Genomic DNA, 16,067 nt, shown 5'->3' with positions numbered 1-16,067 from the left:
GACGGTTCGCCATGCACGGCAACGCGAAAACGACGCCAACCGACCGCCAGGCGGCGATCGAATCGGCGCTGCGAACGATCTCGACCGAACAAGCCGGCATGGCAGCCCTTGCGGCCGCGCTCGACAATGGCCTCTCGGGGCCTTTCGCCGAAGCGGTGGTGCTGCTTTCCGACATCAAGGGTCGGGTCATCGTTACCGGCGTCGGCAAGAGCGGCCATATCGGCTCCAAGATCGCTGCCACGCTCTCGTCGACCGGGACGCCAGCGCATTTCGTCCACCCGGCCGAGGCCAATCATGGCGATCTGGGCATGATCACGTCGCAGGACGCGGTGATCGCCATGTCGTGGTCGGGCGAAAGTACCGAACTCAAGGGCATCGTCGACTATACGCAGCGCTTCTCGATCCCGCTGATCGCGATCACCTCGGGCGAGGGTTCCGCACTCGCGCGCGAGGCCGACATCCTGCTGTGCCTGCCCAAGGCCACGGAGGCATGTCCTCATGGCCTGGCTCCCACGACGTCGACCTTGCTGCAACTGGCGATCGGTGATGCGCTGGCCGTGGCACTGCTCGAGGCGCGCGGCTTTACCCCCGATCATTTCCGGACGTTCCACCCGGGCGGGCGGCTTGGCGCCAACCTGACCCAGATCCGCGAAATCATGCATCGCGGCGACGAGATGCCGCTGGTCAGGCTCGGCACGCGGATGCCGGAGGCGGTGATGAAACTGGCCGAAAAGCGTTTCGGATGCGTCTGTGTCGTCGACGATGCGGGCGCGCTGGTCGGCATCTTCACCGACGGCGACCTCGCCCGCAGTCTCGACCGCAATCTCGGCGAGCTTGCGGTCGAGGATCTGATGACGCGCCAGCCCAAGACCGTCGGACCCAGTACTCTGGCCGGCGCGGCGATGGCGGTTCTAAACGACCACCATATCAGCGCGCTGGTTGTCGTGGATGATGGCCGCCCCGTCGGGATCGTGCATTTCCACGATCTACTCAGGATCGGCGCGGCTTGACGGCGGGCTTGGCCAAAGCTGCGTGGTCTTACTGGTTGTGCTCGGCCAGGAACGCTGCAACCTCGTCGAAATATCGATCGAACGACGGTGTCCCCGCGGTCGGGATGTGGTTGTTTCCCGGTAGTTCGATGAAGGTAGCGCCGGGAATAAGCTTGGCCACCAAGCGTCCCTCCGAAACTGGCGCCACACGGTCACCTGCGCAATGCAGCACTAGGGTCGGTGTGCGTACCTTTCTCGCCCATTCGGTCGCATCCACATCGCCATTCATGTCATAGATTCGGAGCGCATTTTCGCCACTGGTGGCGTTGCGTTGCAGTTCATCGAAACTCTCCGCAATCGATGCCGCCGCGTCGGGGAGGAACGAGGATGTGAAGAAGCTGCGGAAAAGCGGATTGGTAGACCCCCAGCCATCCCGAATCATGGCCTCTCCTAAAACGTGGAGCTTTATCTGTTCGGCGTCGGTGCGCCGCTTGCGTCCGTGTATGTAGCCGCCGAACAGGATCATGCAGGAGACCTGCTCAGGGAACTGCGCGGCATAACGCATGGAAAAGGGGCATCCCTGCGACATGCCAACAAGCGCAAACCTGTCGAGTTTTGCGGCTTGCACCACCGCCGTCATGTCACCAATCATCGCGTCGAACGAGATCTCGCCGACGTCCCAGTCTGATAGGCCGTTTCCGCGCTGATCAAAACGGAGCAATCGGCACATCCGGGCATATTGTTCCAGATAGGGCCGCCAGAGCGGGCTGCGCCATTCATAGTCGAGGTGGTTCAGCCAATGGGGCGCCCTGAGCACAGGGCGACCCTGACCGATACTCGCCCATGCGATCTGGATGTTGTCGGGTGCCCTGGCGAAGTGGACCCGCTGCTGCAGTTCGAGGTCCGATGGAGGTGGAGGAGCCACCTGCTCCGGCGTCCACTGCCAGACCCGCACCGGCCGGGAAATGTTCTTCACACGCTGACGTCCCAGGTCCCTGAATGGCGCGTGGATGCGGTCCTCTACCGCCTGATGGACAATATCGGAAACGCAGATTCCTCCGGGCTCGGCGAGGCCTTCAAGGCGTGACGCGACGTTGACGCCGTCCCCGAAGATATCTCCGTCCTCGACCAGGATGTCGCCGAGATTGACCCCGACACGGTAGGCAATTCGTTCGGCTTGGTCGACTGCCCGCTCGCGTTCGCGCATGGCGCTCTGGATGTCGATCGCACACTGGACTGCTTCCTGAGCCGACGCGAACTCCACCAGCATGCCGTCGCCGGTCGTCTTGACGAGCCGGCCGCCATGATTCCTCAGTTCGGGGTCAACCAGTTCGCGCCGATGCTTCTTCTGGCGTGCGAGCAGGCCTTGCTCATCCATCTCCATCAGGCGGCTGTAGCCCGCAATGTCGGCGCAAAGGATTGCAGCCAGCCGTCGGGCCACCTCAGCCTCCAGTGGACAGTTTTCGGTTCATGGCTGGCTAGATCACCTCGACGGTCAACTCCGAGTCCTTGGCTTCGACGACACGGACGCGCGTGCCGGCGGCAGCGTCCGGGCCGGAGACGCGCCAATAGGTATCGCCAAGGCGGATACGGCCCCGCCCCTCTCGCATGTCTTCCTCCAGCGTGGCCGTGCGTCCGACAAGTTGCCGGGCGCGCTGGTTGAGCAGGGGCTGGTCGCTCGGCGTCTCCCGACCGCGAACGAAGCGATAGCCGCCATAAGCGGAAAGCAGCGACAACAGCAGGAAGACGATCGTCTGTACCTGCCAGGTCCAGAAACCCGCCTCCCATAGTGCGATCGACAGCAGGCCGGTGGCGAGCGCTGCGAGGCCGATCCATACCAGGAAGACTCCGGGGACCAGTATCTCCAGCGCCAGCAGGAGGAAACCAAGGACGATCCAGTTCCACGGACCGAGTTCGGCAAAAATGCGTGCGATCATGGCCGCCTCCGTCCGCGCCTAGTCGTTCGGCCGCGACCGATCCGGCGTGACCGCAGGCGTGCGTGCGGTCGAGCGGGTCCGCGTTTCGCCGCCGCCATCTCCGAACACCTCCTTGGCGATCGCTCCAATGCCGCCGAGCGAGCCGATGAGGGACGATGCCTCGATCGGCATCAACACTACCTTGTTGTTTGCGGCCGAGCCGATCTTGCCCAAGGCTTCGGTGTATTTCTGCGCCACGAAGTAATTGATCGCCTGCACGTCGCCCTGGGCGATCGCTTCCGATACGGATTGGGTGGCGCGGGCTTCGGCCTCCGCGAGCCGCTCGCGCGCCTCGGCGTCGCGGAAAGCCGCTTCCTTGCGGCCTTCCGCTTCCAGAACCTGCGCCTGCTTCAGCCCCTCGGCTTCCAGAATCTGGGCGCGTTTGTTGCGCTCGGCCATCATCTGCCGGGCCATCGATTCGACTAGATTTTCCGGCGGGTTGATGTCCTTGATTTCGACCCGGGTCATCTTGACACCCCAGGGGTTGGCCGCCTCGTCAACGACGCGCAGAAGGCGCTCGTTGATAGCGTCGCGGTTCGACAGCAACTCGTCGAGATCCATGGAACCCATGACCGAGCGAATGTTGGTCATGGTCAGATTGAGGATGGCGTTTTCCAGCCCCGACACCTGGTAGGCAGCCTGCGCCGCGTTCAGTACCTGGTAGAACGCGACGCCGTCGACGGCGACGGTGGCGTTGTCGCGGGTAATCACCTCCTGGGTGGGAACGTCGAGCACCTGTTCCATCATGTTGAGGCGCGCGCCGATCCGATCGATGAATGGCACGATGATGTTGAGGCCGGGCGTCAAAGTGCGGGTGTAGCGGCCAAAACGTTCGACGGTGAAGTTGTTGCCCTGGGGAACCGTCTTGATGCCGGCAAAGATGAGCAGCAAGACGAGGACGACGAGAACCGGAATGAGGATATCGAGACCGGTGAATGCCATGGGGATGCCTCCGCTGCCCGTAACGCGCCGCAAGTGCGGCCGCCTTGCTAAGACTTAAGCGCGAAATGTTGCAGAAACAATCTTGCTTTTGGGGATTGCCACTCAGTCGTTGCGAGGCAAAGTCGCCAACCACGTCGCGACCGCATTGATCGCTGCCGGGTCGGTGACGATCCCCAGATGAGAGATGCCGGGCAGCACGCGGTAGGAGCCAGCGTCCGTATGTTCGGCGATGGTCACTTCATAGGCTTCCGCGATGAAGGCTTCGTCCTTGGCTCCCGCGACCAGCAGGAAAGGCGCTGTCATTGCCGCCAGGTCGGCCCCGAAGTCTGTGCGCGGCGCGAAAGAAACGTTCATGCGATGGCTGTAGCGCGTCGTTGCCGTCGCGCCGAGCGGTCCATCGAGCACGGAACGCGGCATCGCGAAGGATATGACCGGCAGGTGGTTGAACCCAGCGATGCCCAGGCCGTTAAGGATCGACAGGCCGATAATGCGCGGCGTCGCAGGCCGCGCCCAGCCGCCGGAGTTCGGCCGCGTAGTCGGCGCGTCGTATTTCAGAAATGGCGCCATAAGCAGGAAGCCATCGGCGATCTTGCCGAACGGGCCGCCGGCGAACCGTATGACGAGCCCGCCGCCCGAGGAATGCCCGCCGAGCACCATGTGGCCGTCCAGTCCCAGCGCGCGGAGGTGACCGATCAGGTCGGCGAGGTCTTCCTCGAGCTGGCCGATATGGTCGACGTCGCCGCGGCGTTCAGGGTCTCGGCCGTGGCCGCGCAGGTCCGGAACGATCACCGTCGCGAGGCCTCTACGTGCGAGTGCGCTTGCCATCGCGTGGAACTGCATGCCGTGCCAGCCGGAGCCGTGCACGAGAATGACGACACGACCACCGGTCCCTTCCCGGTCATAGCGGCGATAGACGAGCGCCGTTCCATCGCGTGCGGTCCAGGATGTCGGTTCAGGCAATCCGGCAAGGTCCTGAGAGATCGCCGCGCTGAAATCCAGACTTTCGTCCGCCGCCGGCTGCGGCTGTTCGGGAGGCCGACTGAAGGCAACGAGGCCGACCACAACAGCGGCGAAAGCCGCGAGGATCGCCACAATAAGTGCAATAATGCGAGCGATCATGCCAGTCAGAGCCAGCCGGAAAGCTCGCGGCGGACCATCGCCTCGATGACGGCCATGCCCTCGGTGCTGTCGTTCAGGCAAGGGATGTGGGTGAAATTCTCGCCGCCGGCTTCATGAAAAATTTCGCCAGCCTCGCCGGCAATCTCTTCCAGCGTTTCCAGGCAGTCGGAGACAAAGCCGGGGTTGAAGACGGCGATCGATTTCACGCCATCCCGCGCCAGCTTCTCAATCGTCTTGTCGGTGTAGGGCTGCAACCACTCCTCGGGCCCGAAACGGGACTGGAAGCAGGTGATCAGCGTTTTCTCGTCCCAGCCGAGGCGCTCGCGCAGCAGGCGTGTCGTCTTCTGGCAATGACAATGGTAAGGGTCGCCACGCTGGAAATAGCTCTGCGGAATGCCGTGATAGGAGGCGATCACAACCTCGGGCTCGAAACCGACCGTCGCGAGATGGGCTTCGATCGAGCGGGCCAGCGCCTCAATGTAGACGGGCTCATCATAATAGGCAGGCACCGTCCGGACCGCGGGCATCCAACGCTTGGCTGACAGAGCTTCGAAGAACTTGTCGTTCACCGTGGCCGTCGTCGTCGCAGAATATTGCGGATAGAGCGGAAACATAACAACGCGGTCGCAACCGGCCTCGGTCAGCCGGTCCAGCACGCTCGCAATCGACGGCTGGCCGTAGCGCATCGCCCAGTCGACGACGACATGCTCGTGGCCGGAAAGGGCGTCCGCCAGCTTCTCCGCCTGTGCCCGCGTGAACGTGCGCAGGGGCGATTCGTTGCGTTCCATGTTCCAGATCTTGGCGTAGGCGGCGCCGGATTTCTTGGGCCGTGTGTTGAGAACGATGCCGTAAAGGATCGGGTACCAGATGGCGCGCGGCCACTCGATCACGCGCCGGTCGGACAGGAACTCGCGCAGGTAGCGCCGCATCGGTGCGTAGTCGGTGCCGTCGGGCGTACCGAGATTGACCAGCATGACGCCGACTTTGGGAGCGCGAACGGGCGGATGCCCTCCGGGCAGAGGGCCGAGTGCCTTCGCGCTGGCGCCGGAAATGCTGGTCTTGGTCGTCATGAAGATGCCCTCGTCCACATGCCGAGATAGAGGCGCCCGATCCTGCTTCAATAGCGGGCGCGGCCTGTAAAGACGAGAACTACACGACCAAGCGTCGTAGAAAAGCAAAACCCGCCCTTTGACGAAAGGGCGGGTCAATTGGTCGCGAAGGAAGCAGGCGGTCAGTTCGCCGCCGGCACCTTCAACATCGCGCCGATCGGCAGGAAGTCGGGGTTGTAGTCCGGATTGGCGGCCTTCAGCTTGGGCCACATCATCGGATCGCCGTAGAACTTCGCCGCCAGCCTCCAGTAGCTGTCGCCGCGTGCGATGGTATGCATCTGCTCTTCCATCGCCATCTCGCCGCCAGCGGGCTTTTCGGCGGCCATGGCGGTTTCTTCCGCCTTCATCTCCGCCTCCTTGGCCATTTTCTCTTCCTCGGCCTTCTTGGCGGCTGCCTCTTCGGCCATCTTGGCCTCCTCGGCGGCCTTCATCTCCGCCTCCTTGGCCATTTTCTCTTCCTCGGCCTTCTTGGCGGCTGCCTCTTCGGCCATCTTGGCCTCCTCGGCGGCCTTCATCTCCGCTTCCTTCGCCATTGCCGCATCAGCGGTTTCATCGGCCGGCAACATCGGCGCCTCGGTGGTGAGCGTCGAGGACATGGCCGGCAGTTCCGGGGTGGTGATGGCCGCTTCCTCGGCCGCCGCTGCTTCCTCGGCGGGCGCGGGCTCATCCGCCATCGCCTTGTCCTCGGTCTCGTCCATCGCGGCCTCGACCTTGGTCACGCGGCCTTCGATCTTGGGCTCATAGGGGCCGACTTCGGCGAGGTAGTCGGCAACCACCTGCTCGAGACCCGGGCCGTAATCATAGGCGTTTTGGGCGTTGGTCTTGAACAGGGCGTAGCCGTCGCCGCCATTGCGCATGAAGTTGTTGGATACCACGCCGTAGACCTTGTCGGGGTCGATCGGTACCCAGTTGCCGCCCTCGTTGACCTCGACCGACTTGATGCGGCCCTCGTTCGGTGCCACCGACGGATCAAACGAGTAACGCAGGCCGGCAACCTGCGCGAAGCGTCCGCCGCCATCCTCGATCTGGCTGACGCCGTTCTCGAGCGAGGCCACGATATCCTTGCCGGCCAGTTGGAACGTGGCGAGGGTGTTCTGGAACGGCAGTACCGAGAGCACCTCGCCCATCGTGACCTCGCCCTGGTCGATGGAGGCGCGCAGGCCACCGCCATTCTGGATCGCGACCTGGATACCCTGGTTCTTGACCCGCTCCAGCATGGCGTCGCTGACGAGGTTGCCCATCTCGCATTCGCCGGCGCGGCAACTGTCGCGGCTGCCGTCGATCGGCGCCGTTGTCTCGGCCACGACCTTCGCCTTCAATTCCTCGATCGGTGCGCCCAGCTCAGCGATGCGGGTAAGCACGCCAGCATCGGGGGTGACCGAAGCATCAAGCAGCATCGGTTCGCCCGTCGCGGAGGTAACGACGCCGGCATCGTCGAACACGACCTTCAACTCGCCCAGATATTTGGAATAGGACGCCGCCTGGACGACAGGAACCTTGTGACCGTCGGGATTGTCCACCATCGTCGGGTAGGGGCCGTCGGCACCATCGGCGGTGTTCGACAGGAAGGTGTTGGAGTGGCCGCCGACGACCACGTCAACGCCGGGGATCTTGGCGATTGCCGCCAGATCGCGCGGATAGCCGACATGGGTGAGCGCGATGATCTTGTTCACGCCCTGAGCGGTGACTTCCTCGACAGCAGCAGTAATGGTCTCGACATCGTCGGCGAAGCTCACGTGCTCGCCGGGCGAGGAGAGCTCGGCGGTGTCGTTGGCGACGGCGCCGATGATCGCCACCTTTTCACCGCCGACGTCCAGGATGGCATAGGCCTTCACCCGGTCGCCGAGAACCGAGGCGTCGTCGGGCGCGACGTTGGCGCTGAGGACCGGAAACTTGGCCGCGTCGAGAAATGTCGCAAGACCTTCCTCGCCGTCGTCGAACTCATGGTTGCCGACAGCCATGGCGTCGGTACCCATCTGGTTGAGGAACTCGGCTTCGACGGCCCCCTTGTAGGTGGTGTAGTAAAGCGATCCTTGGAAATTGTCGCCAGCATTGAGGAACAGCACGTTCTCGCCCTCTAGCGCGCCGCGCCGGGCGGCCGCGGCGGTCACCAGCCTGGCGGCGCCGCCGAAGCATTTGCCTTCAGTCTCGTCCTCGGCCGAGCAGGTCGAATCGTATTTGTTGATCGACTCGATGCGGCTGTGCCAGTCGTTGATATGCAAAATGTTCAGCGTGTAGTCGGCAAAGGATGCCGTGGCCGACATCGCAAGAGCCGATGCCGAGACCGTGGCAAGCGCGGCGAGCTTTTTCATGACGATTCTCCCATTCCACCCCGAACAGGGACGCATTCCCGCCGGGAAACGAAAACGTTCGCAGATCAGACCTAGCGCGCCATGTTGTCGAAATTGTCTCGCGCCGGACAAATCCATGTTCACACCGCGCCCGACAGGATGCAAGTGGCTGGTTGTGCGCCGACGGATCTGACTCAGGCGGAATAGTCACGCTCGTCGGCGATCACCTTGCCGTCATTCGGCAGGCTCCCCGCCGCCACCAGTGTAACGGCTCCCGCGAGCTTGGTGAGTTCGCGCAGCGATCCCTTGAGCGCGCCGACGTCGGGCGCGGCGCCGTTCGCCGGTTCGACCTGCAACTCCATCGCGTCGGTTTCGCCATCGCGGCTCACCACAAGCCGCGCCTTTGCGACCTCGGGGTGGCGCCCGACGATCTCGGCAACCTGTTTCGGGTCGACGAACATGCCCTTGATCTTGGTACGCTGGTCTGCGCGCCCCATCCAGCCACGGATGCGCCGGCCGGTCCGGCCGCAAGGGGAGATGCCGGGCATGATGGCCGAAAGGTCGCCGGTTCCGAGCCTGACCAGCGGATAGGTGGCGTTGAAGCCGGTGACCACGACTTCACCGACTTCGCCGTCTTCGACGGGATCGCCAGTGCCCGGCCGCACGATCTCAACGATCAGGTTTTCGTTGAGGATCATGCCGGGCAGGGGATTGCCGCTCTCATCGGTGGATTCGTAGGCGATGACGCCGAATTCGGCGGTCGCGTAGCACTGAAGCACCGATATGCCGCGTTCGGCGTATTCGGCACGCAGCGACGGAAAGAGCGCGCCGCCAGAAACCAGCCCAAGGCGGAATGAGGACAAGTCCTTGCCGCTCTCCGCCGCCTTGTCGAGCATGACCTTGAGGAAGTCGGGCGTTCCGCAATAGACGGTCGGCCGCAGCGCCGCCGCCGCTTCGACCTGCATTTCGGTGTTGCCGACGCCGGCCGGGAACAGCGTGCAGCCCAGCGCCCTGGCGCCCTGGTCGAGGATGAAGCCGCCTGGCGTCATGTGGTAGGCGAAAGCGTTGTGGACAAGATCGCCGGGGCGAATGCCGGCGGCGAAGAAGGCGCGCGCAGCCTGGGCAGGATCGGCGCCATCGCCTTGCGGTTCCCAGATCGGACCCGGCGACAGGAATACACGCCGGCCTGCAAGCCGGGTCTCGTCCGCAAAGCCGCCGAAAGGCGGGTTCTTCGCCTGCATTTCCATCAGCTGCGCCTTGCGCAGCACCGGCAGCTTCGCCAGCGCTTCGCGTGAGGTCAATTCGCTTGCCGAAACGCCAGCCAGCCAGGTCGCTAACCCTGGTGCCTGCGCCATCGCCTGCGAGAGAAAATGTGGCAGCCGGCCGAACATTTCGGCCTCCCGCTCGACCTCGTCGCGCGTCTCCAGATCGTCGAAATATGCGCCCATGCGTGAGCCTCCTCCCGATTTTTAGCCGTTATCGCAGGAGGCCACTTCGCCGTGCAAGGCGAGGGAAGACAGACGCAGAAAGATTTGTGCGACGAGGGCCTGCAGCCCCCGTTGTCAGCTTACCGAGCGGCGGACAAGGACGAACTGACTGCCCGAATCGCTGGTGCAGTTGAGCTGGCGCTGGTTGACCATTGAGCACGCCACGCTCGAGGTGGTCTGACGGATCAGCGACCGGAGCGTGATGTCGATGGTGCGCGCGTCGCGCTGGCGGTATGTGCCCTGGGCGAGCTTGTTGCCGGTGTCGGTCGCGAAGGTTTCAAACGTGCCGCTGTTGAAGCGCGAGATGGCGACACCATCGGTGCCGATCCAGTCGCCCTCCACACCGGTCTGCTGCCGTGCGAACGAGCCGCCGCCTCCCTCGGTCTGGCATCCGGCCAGCACCGCCGCTGCCGCGGCCGCCAGCATCAAGCGGTAAAGTTTCATGGCGGCGTCTCCTTAAATTCCTGCGCTTTTCTTGCCGCGTCAGATCGGCAAAAGCAAGGCGGCCACGGTCGTGGTCCCCACCTTAGGCCGACAGATGCATCCTCCTGCCTCCACGAGGCGTGAGATTACCTGACAAGGATGTTGCGGAACTGCCAGGGGTCCTTGCGATCGATGTCTTCCGGGAACAACCCGGGACGGGCATCGAGAGGCGTCCAGTCGGTGTAAAAGCCGTTCACCGGGCCGAGATAAGGCATCTGGACCTCAAGACAGCGGCGATAGTCCATCTCGTCGGCTTCCACGATGCCGGCTTCAGGGTTTTCAAGGGCCCACACCATGCCGGCCAGCACCGCCGAGGTTACCTGCAACCCGGTGGCGTTCTGGTACGGCGCGAGCTTGCGGGTCTCGTCGAGCGACAGTTGTGAACCGTACCAGTAGGCGTTCTTCTTGTGGCCGTAGAGAAGCACGCCGAGTTCATCGACGCCGTCGACCAGTTCGTTCTCGTCGAGCACATGGTGCACCGGTTGCGCCTTGCCGGCCGCTCCGAACATCTCGTGGAGCGACAGGACAGCATCGTTGCAGGGGTGATAGGCATAGTGGCAGGTCGGCCTGTAGGAGACCTTTCCCGCCTTGTCGCGTACCGTGAAGAAATCGGCGATCGAGATCGCCTCGTTGTGGGTCACGAGAAAACCGTATTGGGCGCCGGGCGTCGGGCACCATGTGCGCACGCGGGTATTGGCGCCGGGCTGCTCGAGATAGATGGCTGCCTTGCAGCCCTTCTTGTGACCGCGGGCGTTCTTGGGCTTCCATTTCTCGTGGGTCCCCCAGCCGAGTTCGGCAGGCTGCAGGCCCTCTGACACAAACCCTTCCACCGACCATGTATTCCAGAACACGTCCATCGGCTTCGGCTTGCGGGTGCGCTGGGTATCGCGCTCGGCGATGTGGATTCCCTTTACACCGGCTTTCTTCATCAGCTTCGCCCAGCCGGCTCGATCATCGGGTGCCGGTACCTCGAACTTGAGGCCGAGATCGCCGGCCAGATTGACCAGCGCCTGCTTGACGAACCACGAAACCATGCCGGGGTTGGCGCCGCAGCAGGAGAGCGCGGTGGTGCCGCCCGGCTTGCGCTTCTTCTCGCGCCTGACGGTCTCGCGCAGCGCGTAGTTGGTGCGCGCCTCGTTGCCGGCCCTGCTGTCGAAATAAAACCCGAACCACGGCTCCACCACCGTGTCGACATAGAGCACGCCGAGCTTGCGGCAGAGCTTCATCAGTTCCAGCGACGACGTGTCCACAGAGAGGTTGACGCAAAAGCCCTGACCTTCGCCGGCGGTCAGATAGGGCGTCAGAAGCTCCCTGTAGTTGTCCTTCGTGACATGAGCCTGGACGAAGGCGATCCCGCGCTCGTCGAGCAGCTTGCGGTCGTCGTCGCGCGGATCGATGACGACCATGCGGCTCTTGTCGAAGCCGAAGTGGCGCTCGATCAGGGGAAGTGTCCCGCGACCGATCGACCCAAAGCCGATCATCACGATCGGACCGGAGATCTCACCGTAGACAGGCCAGTCGTTCTTCGCCATTGAGGAGCCCTCATGTCGGGTTGTCGCGATCGCACTCGTTGGCGGCTAAAACACAAACGAGTGTCACAATAAAGCGAAAAGCCGCAAAGCGAAGCCGCGCAGCACGTTGCGAGTTGCAAAGACGGTCGCCACTCTTGCGTTGCAACTCGCGAAGAGTTGCGCCGTGGCCAGCCTTTGCCGAGGTGGCAGATGACATGCGCGATCCGGCGCCAAAAGATTTGGCGCCGGATGCGGAGGCTAGAGTCGATCTAATGCGAGCAGGCCGGGATCGCCGCGCCACGCCTTGGCAAGCGCAGCCGTGGCGTTCTGTTCGCCGACGGTGTCGCCAGAGGCCTTGGCTGCCTGCTGCAGGCCGTATAGCGCCCACGCGCTGCCGCGGGCATGTTCGAGCGCTGCCTTGAACGCCTGGGTGGCAGCTTGGGCGTCGCCTTGCCTGAGCAGTGCGGCGCCAAGCGATTGACGGACCGGGTAGTACCAGAATGGCGGTTCCATGTAGGGGATCGTATCCTCGATCTCGGCGGCTTTGCGCCAGAGTTCGATGGCGGCCGTGTCGTCGCCCTTTTGCTGCTCGATGCGCGCCCGAACAACCGTTTCTGCGACCGCCAGCACAGGACGCGCCGGGATCGCCCAAGCATCTAGCGCCGCCCAGTCAGTTTTATTGGCGATGACCTTGATGGCATCCGCCTCAGCGGCGGCACCGGCAAAGTCCTTTCCGGCGGCGAGCGCCACGCCGCGCGCATAGTGCCACATGGCCTTGACGTAGGGTGGTGCACCTGGCGGTTCGGACAGCGCCAAGACGCTTTCGGGTTCGCTGTACTGAGCCCAGGCGAAATACGGCGCTGCCTTCACTGGTTGTGCGATCGGGATCGCTGCAGCGACGTCGTTGGTCAGCCATCTGTCGAGCTTGTCTGCTTGGGCGAGCACTGTTTCAGTTTCCCCCAGAAGCTGGGCCGAAACCAGTACGAAGTGGATATTGTGCGAGTAGTAGCCGAGCGGATAGACGCCCATGGCGCCGGTCTGGCTGATGTAGGCTTCGTCGACCGCGGAAGCCGCCTTGTTGGCCTCGAGTGAGTCGACGTAGCGGCCGACGCGATAATAGATGTGGCTTGGCATGTGCACGATGTGCCCGGCGCCCGGCATCAGCGCGGCGAGACGATCGGCATAGGGCTCGGCACGCTCCGGCCGATCCGAAGCCTCCATCAAATGGATGTAGAGATGAATTGCCCACGGGTGGTCCGGAGCCTTCGCCAGGACATGCTCGAGACGCTTCTGCACATCCGCGGTTCGCCCCTTGGGCATCGCGCCGCCGGGTTCCCAGTAGTCCCAGGGCTGCGTGTCCATGCCGGCTTCGGCCGCAAGCACCGCGAACTCCAGATCGTCGGGATATTTATCGGAAAGCGCGGCCATTGCCGAAGCGAAGGCGGCGTCGAGCTGTGACCGTTCGGCTGCGGGGTCGGGCGAATAGCGAACTGCCAGTGCGCCGATCAGGTCGGCTTCCTTCTCGCTTGCTCCAACCGCCAGCAATTGCGCCTTTTCCAGCGCAGCGAGGGCAACTGGATTGGCGTCGGGATGCATTGGCACGTTGATGTTGGGCCCTAGCACCAGGGCCTCGCCGAAAAAGCACATGGCGCATGTCGGATCGAGACGTTGCGCCTTTCGGAAAGCGCGCCGCGCTTCGGAATGGTTGAAATTGGCGGTCATGCGCAGACCTTGGTCGAAATAGGCCTGAGCATCCGGCACCGCGGTGGTGACCGGATAGGTCAAACTGCCAAGATCGTCCCAGATCGGCGGTTCGGCATCCTCGTAAGCCTTGACCGCTTCAGCAGACTGGACTTGCGTGGGGATATCAGCCAGCAAGCACCTCGGCGAGCGCGCGAGCGCCTGTGCTGCATCACCGCTGACATTGTAGGCGGCGGCCGCGGCGCCGGCTCCCAGACCGGCGAGGACCAGGGCGGGAAGTCTTGCGTTTTTCAGGAGTACGTGAAACCTCATGCGAGCCTCCACAGATGGGCGAAGGGTCTTGGAACCGACCCTTTAACGCCGGCAGCAATTATCCGCCCGCCAGCGATCGCTGGCAAATCAAATACGGCACGTCGACGGCGCGAAACGCATCCTGCGCAGACCATTTCGATCGACGGTACTGCCGCGCTGCTCGTCACAAATCCCGCCGTGGGTTTGCGGTCAGCCAAATCCGCGCTAAATGAAGGCCAAACAGACAGGACACCATCATGCCCGCCTATCGCTCCCGCACTACCACCCATGGCCGCAACATGGCCGGCGCGCGCGGTCTTTGGCGCGCGACAGGCATGAAGGATGGCGATTTCGGCAAGCCGATTATCGCGGTGGTCAATTCTTTCACCCAGTTCGTGCCGGGGCATGTACACCTCAAGGATCTCGGTCAACTCGTCGCGCGTGAGATCGAGGCTGCGGGCGGCGTTGCCAAGGAATTCAACACGATCGCCGTCGATGACGGCATCGCCATGGGCCATGACGGCATGCTTTATTCGCTGCCGTCGCGCGAGGTCATCTCCGACGCGGTCGAGTACATGGTCAACGCGCATTGCGCCGATGCCATGGTCTGCATATCCAATTGCGACAAGATCACGCCCGGAATGCTGAATGCGGCGATGCGGCTCAACATTCCCGCCGTGTTCGTCTCGGGCGGCCCGATGGAAGCCGGCAAGGCGCTGGTGAAGGGCAATCTCCAGGCGCTCGACCTCATAGACGCCATGGTGGTGGCTGCCGACGACAGCTACACCGATGAGGAAGTGCAGGCGGTCGAGGAGGCAGCCTGCCCGACCTGCGGCTCGTGCTCGGGCATGTTCACCGCCAATTCGATGAACTGCCTGACCGAGGCGCTCGGTCTGTCGCTGCCCGGCAACGGCTCGACGCTTGCCACCCACGCCGACCGCAAACGCCTGTTTGTCGAGGCGGGGCACCTCATTGTCGACTTGGCTCGGCGTTACTACGAGCAGGATGACGAGACCGCGTTGCCGCGCTCCATCGCCACCAAAAAGGCGTTCGAAAATGCCATGGCGCTGGATATCGCCATGGGCGGTTCGACGAATACTGTCCTGCATATCCTCGCTGCCGCCTATGAGGGCGGCATCGACTTCACCATGGATGACATCGACGCGTTGTCTCGCCGCGTGCCGGTGCTGTGCAAGGTGGCGCCGGCCAAGAACGACGTGCACATCGAGGATGTCCATCGCGCCGGCGGCATCATGGCCATTCTCGGCCAACTCGACCGCGGCGGGCTGATCAACCGCGAGGAGCCGACCGTCCACGCGGTGACGATCGGCGATGCGCTCGACATGTGGGATGTGTCGCGCACCAACAGCGACAATGTCCGCCAGTTCTACATGGCGGCTCCCGGCGGCGTGCGCACCACCCAGGCTTTCAGCCAGGCCAATCGCTGGAAAGAACTCGACCTCGACCGCAAGGCTGGTGTCATCCGTTCACCCGAACACCCGTTCTCAAAGGATGGCGGGCTCGCTGTGCTTAAGGGCAACATCGCGCTCGACGGCTGCGTCGTGAAGACGGCGGGCGTCGACGAATCGATCCTGACGTTCTCCGGGCCGGCGAAGGTCTTCGAAAGCCAGGACGCTGCCGTGAAGGGTATCCTCGGCAATGAAGTGAAGGCCGGCGACGTTGTCGTCATTCGCTACGAGGGGCCGAAGGGCGGGCCGGGCATGCAGGAGATGCTGTACCCGACCAGCTACCTGAAATCGAAGGGGCTGGGAAAGGCCTGCGCACTTTTGACCGACGGTCGCTTTTCCGGCGGCACCTCCGGGCTCTCCATCGGCCATGTCTCGCCGGAGGCGGCGGGCGGCGGTGCCATCGGGCTGGTGCGGGACGGCGACACGATCGAGATCGACATCCCCAACCGCACCGTCAACCTCATGGTCTCGGATGCCGAACTGGCCAGCCGGCGTGCCGAGCAGGACGCCAAGGGCTGGAGGCCGGCCGGTCCACGCAAGCGTAACGTGACGACTGCGCTCAAGGCCTATGCGGCGTTTGCAGCCAGTGCCGACAAGGGTGCGGTGCGCGTCCTGCCGGAATAGGTTCGTGCAGTGAGGGTGCAGCTTTCAGCGCCTTCAGCCGCGTTGCAGCGTCGCCGGTCGTGGCCTAGAGTTTCT

General features: G+C 63.5%; 12 protein-coding genes. 2 read left to right on the top strand and 10 right to left on the bottom strand.

Annotated elements, in window-relative coordinates; genetic code table 11:
- The first annotated feature begins 11 nt into the window (after positions 1 to 11).
- Positions 12 to 1,010 carry a KpsF/GutQ family sugar-phosphate isomerase gene (locus tag FQ775_RS14420; protein WP_146301410.1) on the top strand — a complete coding sequence of 333 codons (999 nt, stop codon included), beginning with the start codon at positions 12 to 14 and terminating at the stop codon, positions 1,008 to 1,010.
- Positions 1,011 to 1,038: 28 nt separating this feature from the next.
- Here the strand turns inward: FQ775_RS14420 and FQ775_RS23990 are convergent, their stop codons facing one another.
- The 10 genes from FQ775_RS23990 to FQ775_RS14370 all read right to left on the bottom strand — a co-directional run bounded on the left by FQ775_RS23990 (position 1,039) and on the right by FQ775_RS14370 (position 13,920).
- Entirely contained in the window at positions 1,039 to 2,430 is a 1,392-nt protein-coding gene (locus FQ775_RS23990; RefSeq protein WP_246730135.1) for an alpha/beta fold hydrolase, read from the bottom strand.
- A gap of 37 nt (positions 2,431 to 2,467) precedes the next feature.
- Positions 2,468 to 2,926 carry an NfeD family protein gene (locus FQ775_RS14410; protein WP_146301408.1) on the bottom strand — a complete coding sequence of 153 codons (459 nt, stop codon included), beginning with the start codon at positions 2,924 to 2,926 and terminating at the stop codon, positions 2,468 to 2,470.
- Positions 2,927 to 2,944: 18 nt separating this feature from the next.
- Positions 2,945 to 3,907 (bottom strand): SPFH domain-containing protein, encoded by a 963-nt coding sequence (locus tag FQ775_RS14405; RefSeq protein ID WP_146301407.1) that lies wholly within the window; start codon positions 3,905 to 3,907, stop codon positions 2,945 to 2,947.
- Between the two features lie 102 nt (positions 3,908 to 4,009).
- Positions 4,010 to 5,026, bottom strand: a complete 1,017-nt coding sequence (locus FQ775_RS14400) for an alpha/beta fold hydrolase (RefSeq protein ID WP_146301406.1) — start codon at positions 5,024 to 5,026, stop codon at positions 4,010 to 4,012.
- 5 nt (positions 5,027 to 5,031) lie between these two features.
- Entirely contained in the window at positions 5,032 to 6,096 is a 1,065-nt protein-coding gene (hemH, locus tag FQ775_RS14395; protein WP_146301405.1) for a ferrochelatase, read from the bottom strand.
- 161 nt (positions 6,097 to 6,257) lie between these two features.
- Positions 6,258 to 8,447 carry a 5'-nucleotidase C-terminal domain-containing protein gene (locus FQ775_RS14390; protein WP_167812983.1) on the bottom strand — a complete coding sequence of 730 codons (2,190 nt, stop codon included), beginning with the start codon at positions 8,445 to 8,447 and terminating at the stop codon, positions 6,258 to 6,260.
- A gap of 173 nt (positions 8,448 to 8,620) precedes the next feature.
- Positions 8,621 to 9,874 carry a phenylacetate--CoA ligase family protein gene (locus FQ775_RS14385; RefSeq protein WP_146301402.1) on the bottom strand — a complete coding sequence of 418 codons (1,254 nt, stop codon included), beginning with the start codon at positions 9,872 to 9,874 and terminating at the stop codon, positions 8,621 to 8,623.
- 114 nt (positions 9,875 to 9,988) lie between these two features.
- Positions 9,989 to 10,357, bottom strand: coding sequence for an outer membrane lipoprotein Omp10 (omp10, locus tag FQ775_RS14380; protein WP_146301401.1), 369 nt, complete (start codon positions 10,355 to 10,357; stop codon positions 9,989 to 9,991).
- Between the two features lie 125 nt (positions 10,358 to 10,482).
- Positions 10,483 to 11,928, bottom strand: coding sequence for a homospermidine synthase (locus tag FQ775_RS14375; protein ID WP_146301400.1), 1,446 nt, complete (start codon positions 11,926 to 11,928; stop codon positions 10,483 to 10,485).
- Positions 11,929 to 12,165: 237 nt separating this feature from the next.
- Entirely contained in the window at positions 12,166 to 13,920 is a 1,755-nt protein-coding gene (locus FQ775_RS14370; protein WP_146301399.1) for a tetratricopeptide repeat protein, read from the bottom strand.
- A 236-nt stretch (positions 13,921 to 14,156) separates the two neighbouring features.
- On the opposite strand from FQ775_RS14370, the gene ilvD reads away from it, so the two are divergent.
- Positions 14,157 to 15,992 (top strand): dihydroxy-acid dehydratase, encoded by a 1,836-nt coding sequence (ilvD, locus tag FQ775_RS14365; RefSeq protein WP_146301398.1) that lies wholly within the window; start codon positions 14,157 to 14,159, stop codon positions 15,990 to 15,992.
- Positions 15,993 to 16,067 lie beyond the last annotated feature (75 nt).

Source organism: Nitratireductor mangrovi, assembly GCF_007922615.2.
Taxonomy (GTDB): Bacteria; Pseudomonadota; Alphaproteobacteria; order Rhizobiales; family Rhizobiaceae; genus Mangrovimarina; species Mangrovimarina mangrovi.
The sequence above is the reverse complement of the archived record's forward strand: the minus strand, read 5'-3'. Positions and strand labels throughout refer to the sequence as shown.

Excerpts from the sequence above, each read along its gene's own strand:
- FQ775_RS14400 (WP_146301406.1), bottom strand. The coding sequence starts at position 5,026 with ATGATCGCTCGCATTATTGCACTTATTGTGGCGATCCTCGCGGCTTTC.
- FQ775_RS14410 (WP_146301408.1), bottom strand. The coding sequence starts at position 2,926 with ATGATCGCACGCATTTTTGCCGAACTCGGTCCGTGGAACTGGATCGTC.
- omp10 (WP_146301401.1), bottom strand. The coding sequence starts at position 10,357 with ATGAAACTTTACCGCTTGATGCTGGCGGCCGCGGCAGCGGCGGTGCTG.
- FQ775_RS14405 (WP_146301407.1), bottom strand. The coding sequence starts at position 3,907 with ATGGCATTCACCGGTCTCGATATCCTCATTCCGGTTCTCGTCGTCCTC.
- hemH (WP_146301405.1), bottom strand. The coding sequence starts at position 6,096 with ATGACGACCAAGACCAGCATTTCCGGCGCCAGCGCGAAGGCACTCGGC.
- FQ775_RS14390 (WP_167812983.1), bottom strand. The coding sequence starts at position 8,447 with ATGAAAAAGCTCGCCGCGCTTGCCACGGTCTCGGCATCGGCTCTTGCG.
- FQ775_RS14370 (WP_146301399.1), bottom strand. The coding sequence starts at position 13,920 with ATGAGGTTTCACGTACTCCTGAAAAACGCAAGACTTCCCGCCCTGGTC.
- FQ775_RS14385 (WP_146301402.1), bottom strand. The coding sequence starts at position 9,874 with ATGGGCGCATATTTCGACGATCTGGAGACGCGCGACGAGGTCGAGCGG.
- FQ775_RS14420 (WP_146301410.1), top strand. The coding sequence starts at position 12 with ATGCACGGCAACGCGAAAACGACGCCAACCGACCGCCAGGCGGCGATC.
- ilvD (WP_146301398.1), top strand. The coding sequence starts at position 14,157 with ATGCCCGCCTATCGCTCCCGCACTACCACCCATGGCCGCAACATGGCC.
- FQ775_RS14375 (WP_146301400.1), bottom strand. The coding sequence starts at position 11,928 with ATGGCGAAGAACGACTGGCCTGTCTACGGTGAGATCTCCGGTCCGATC.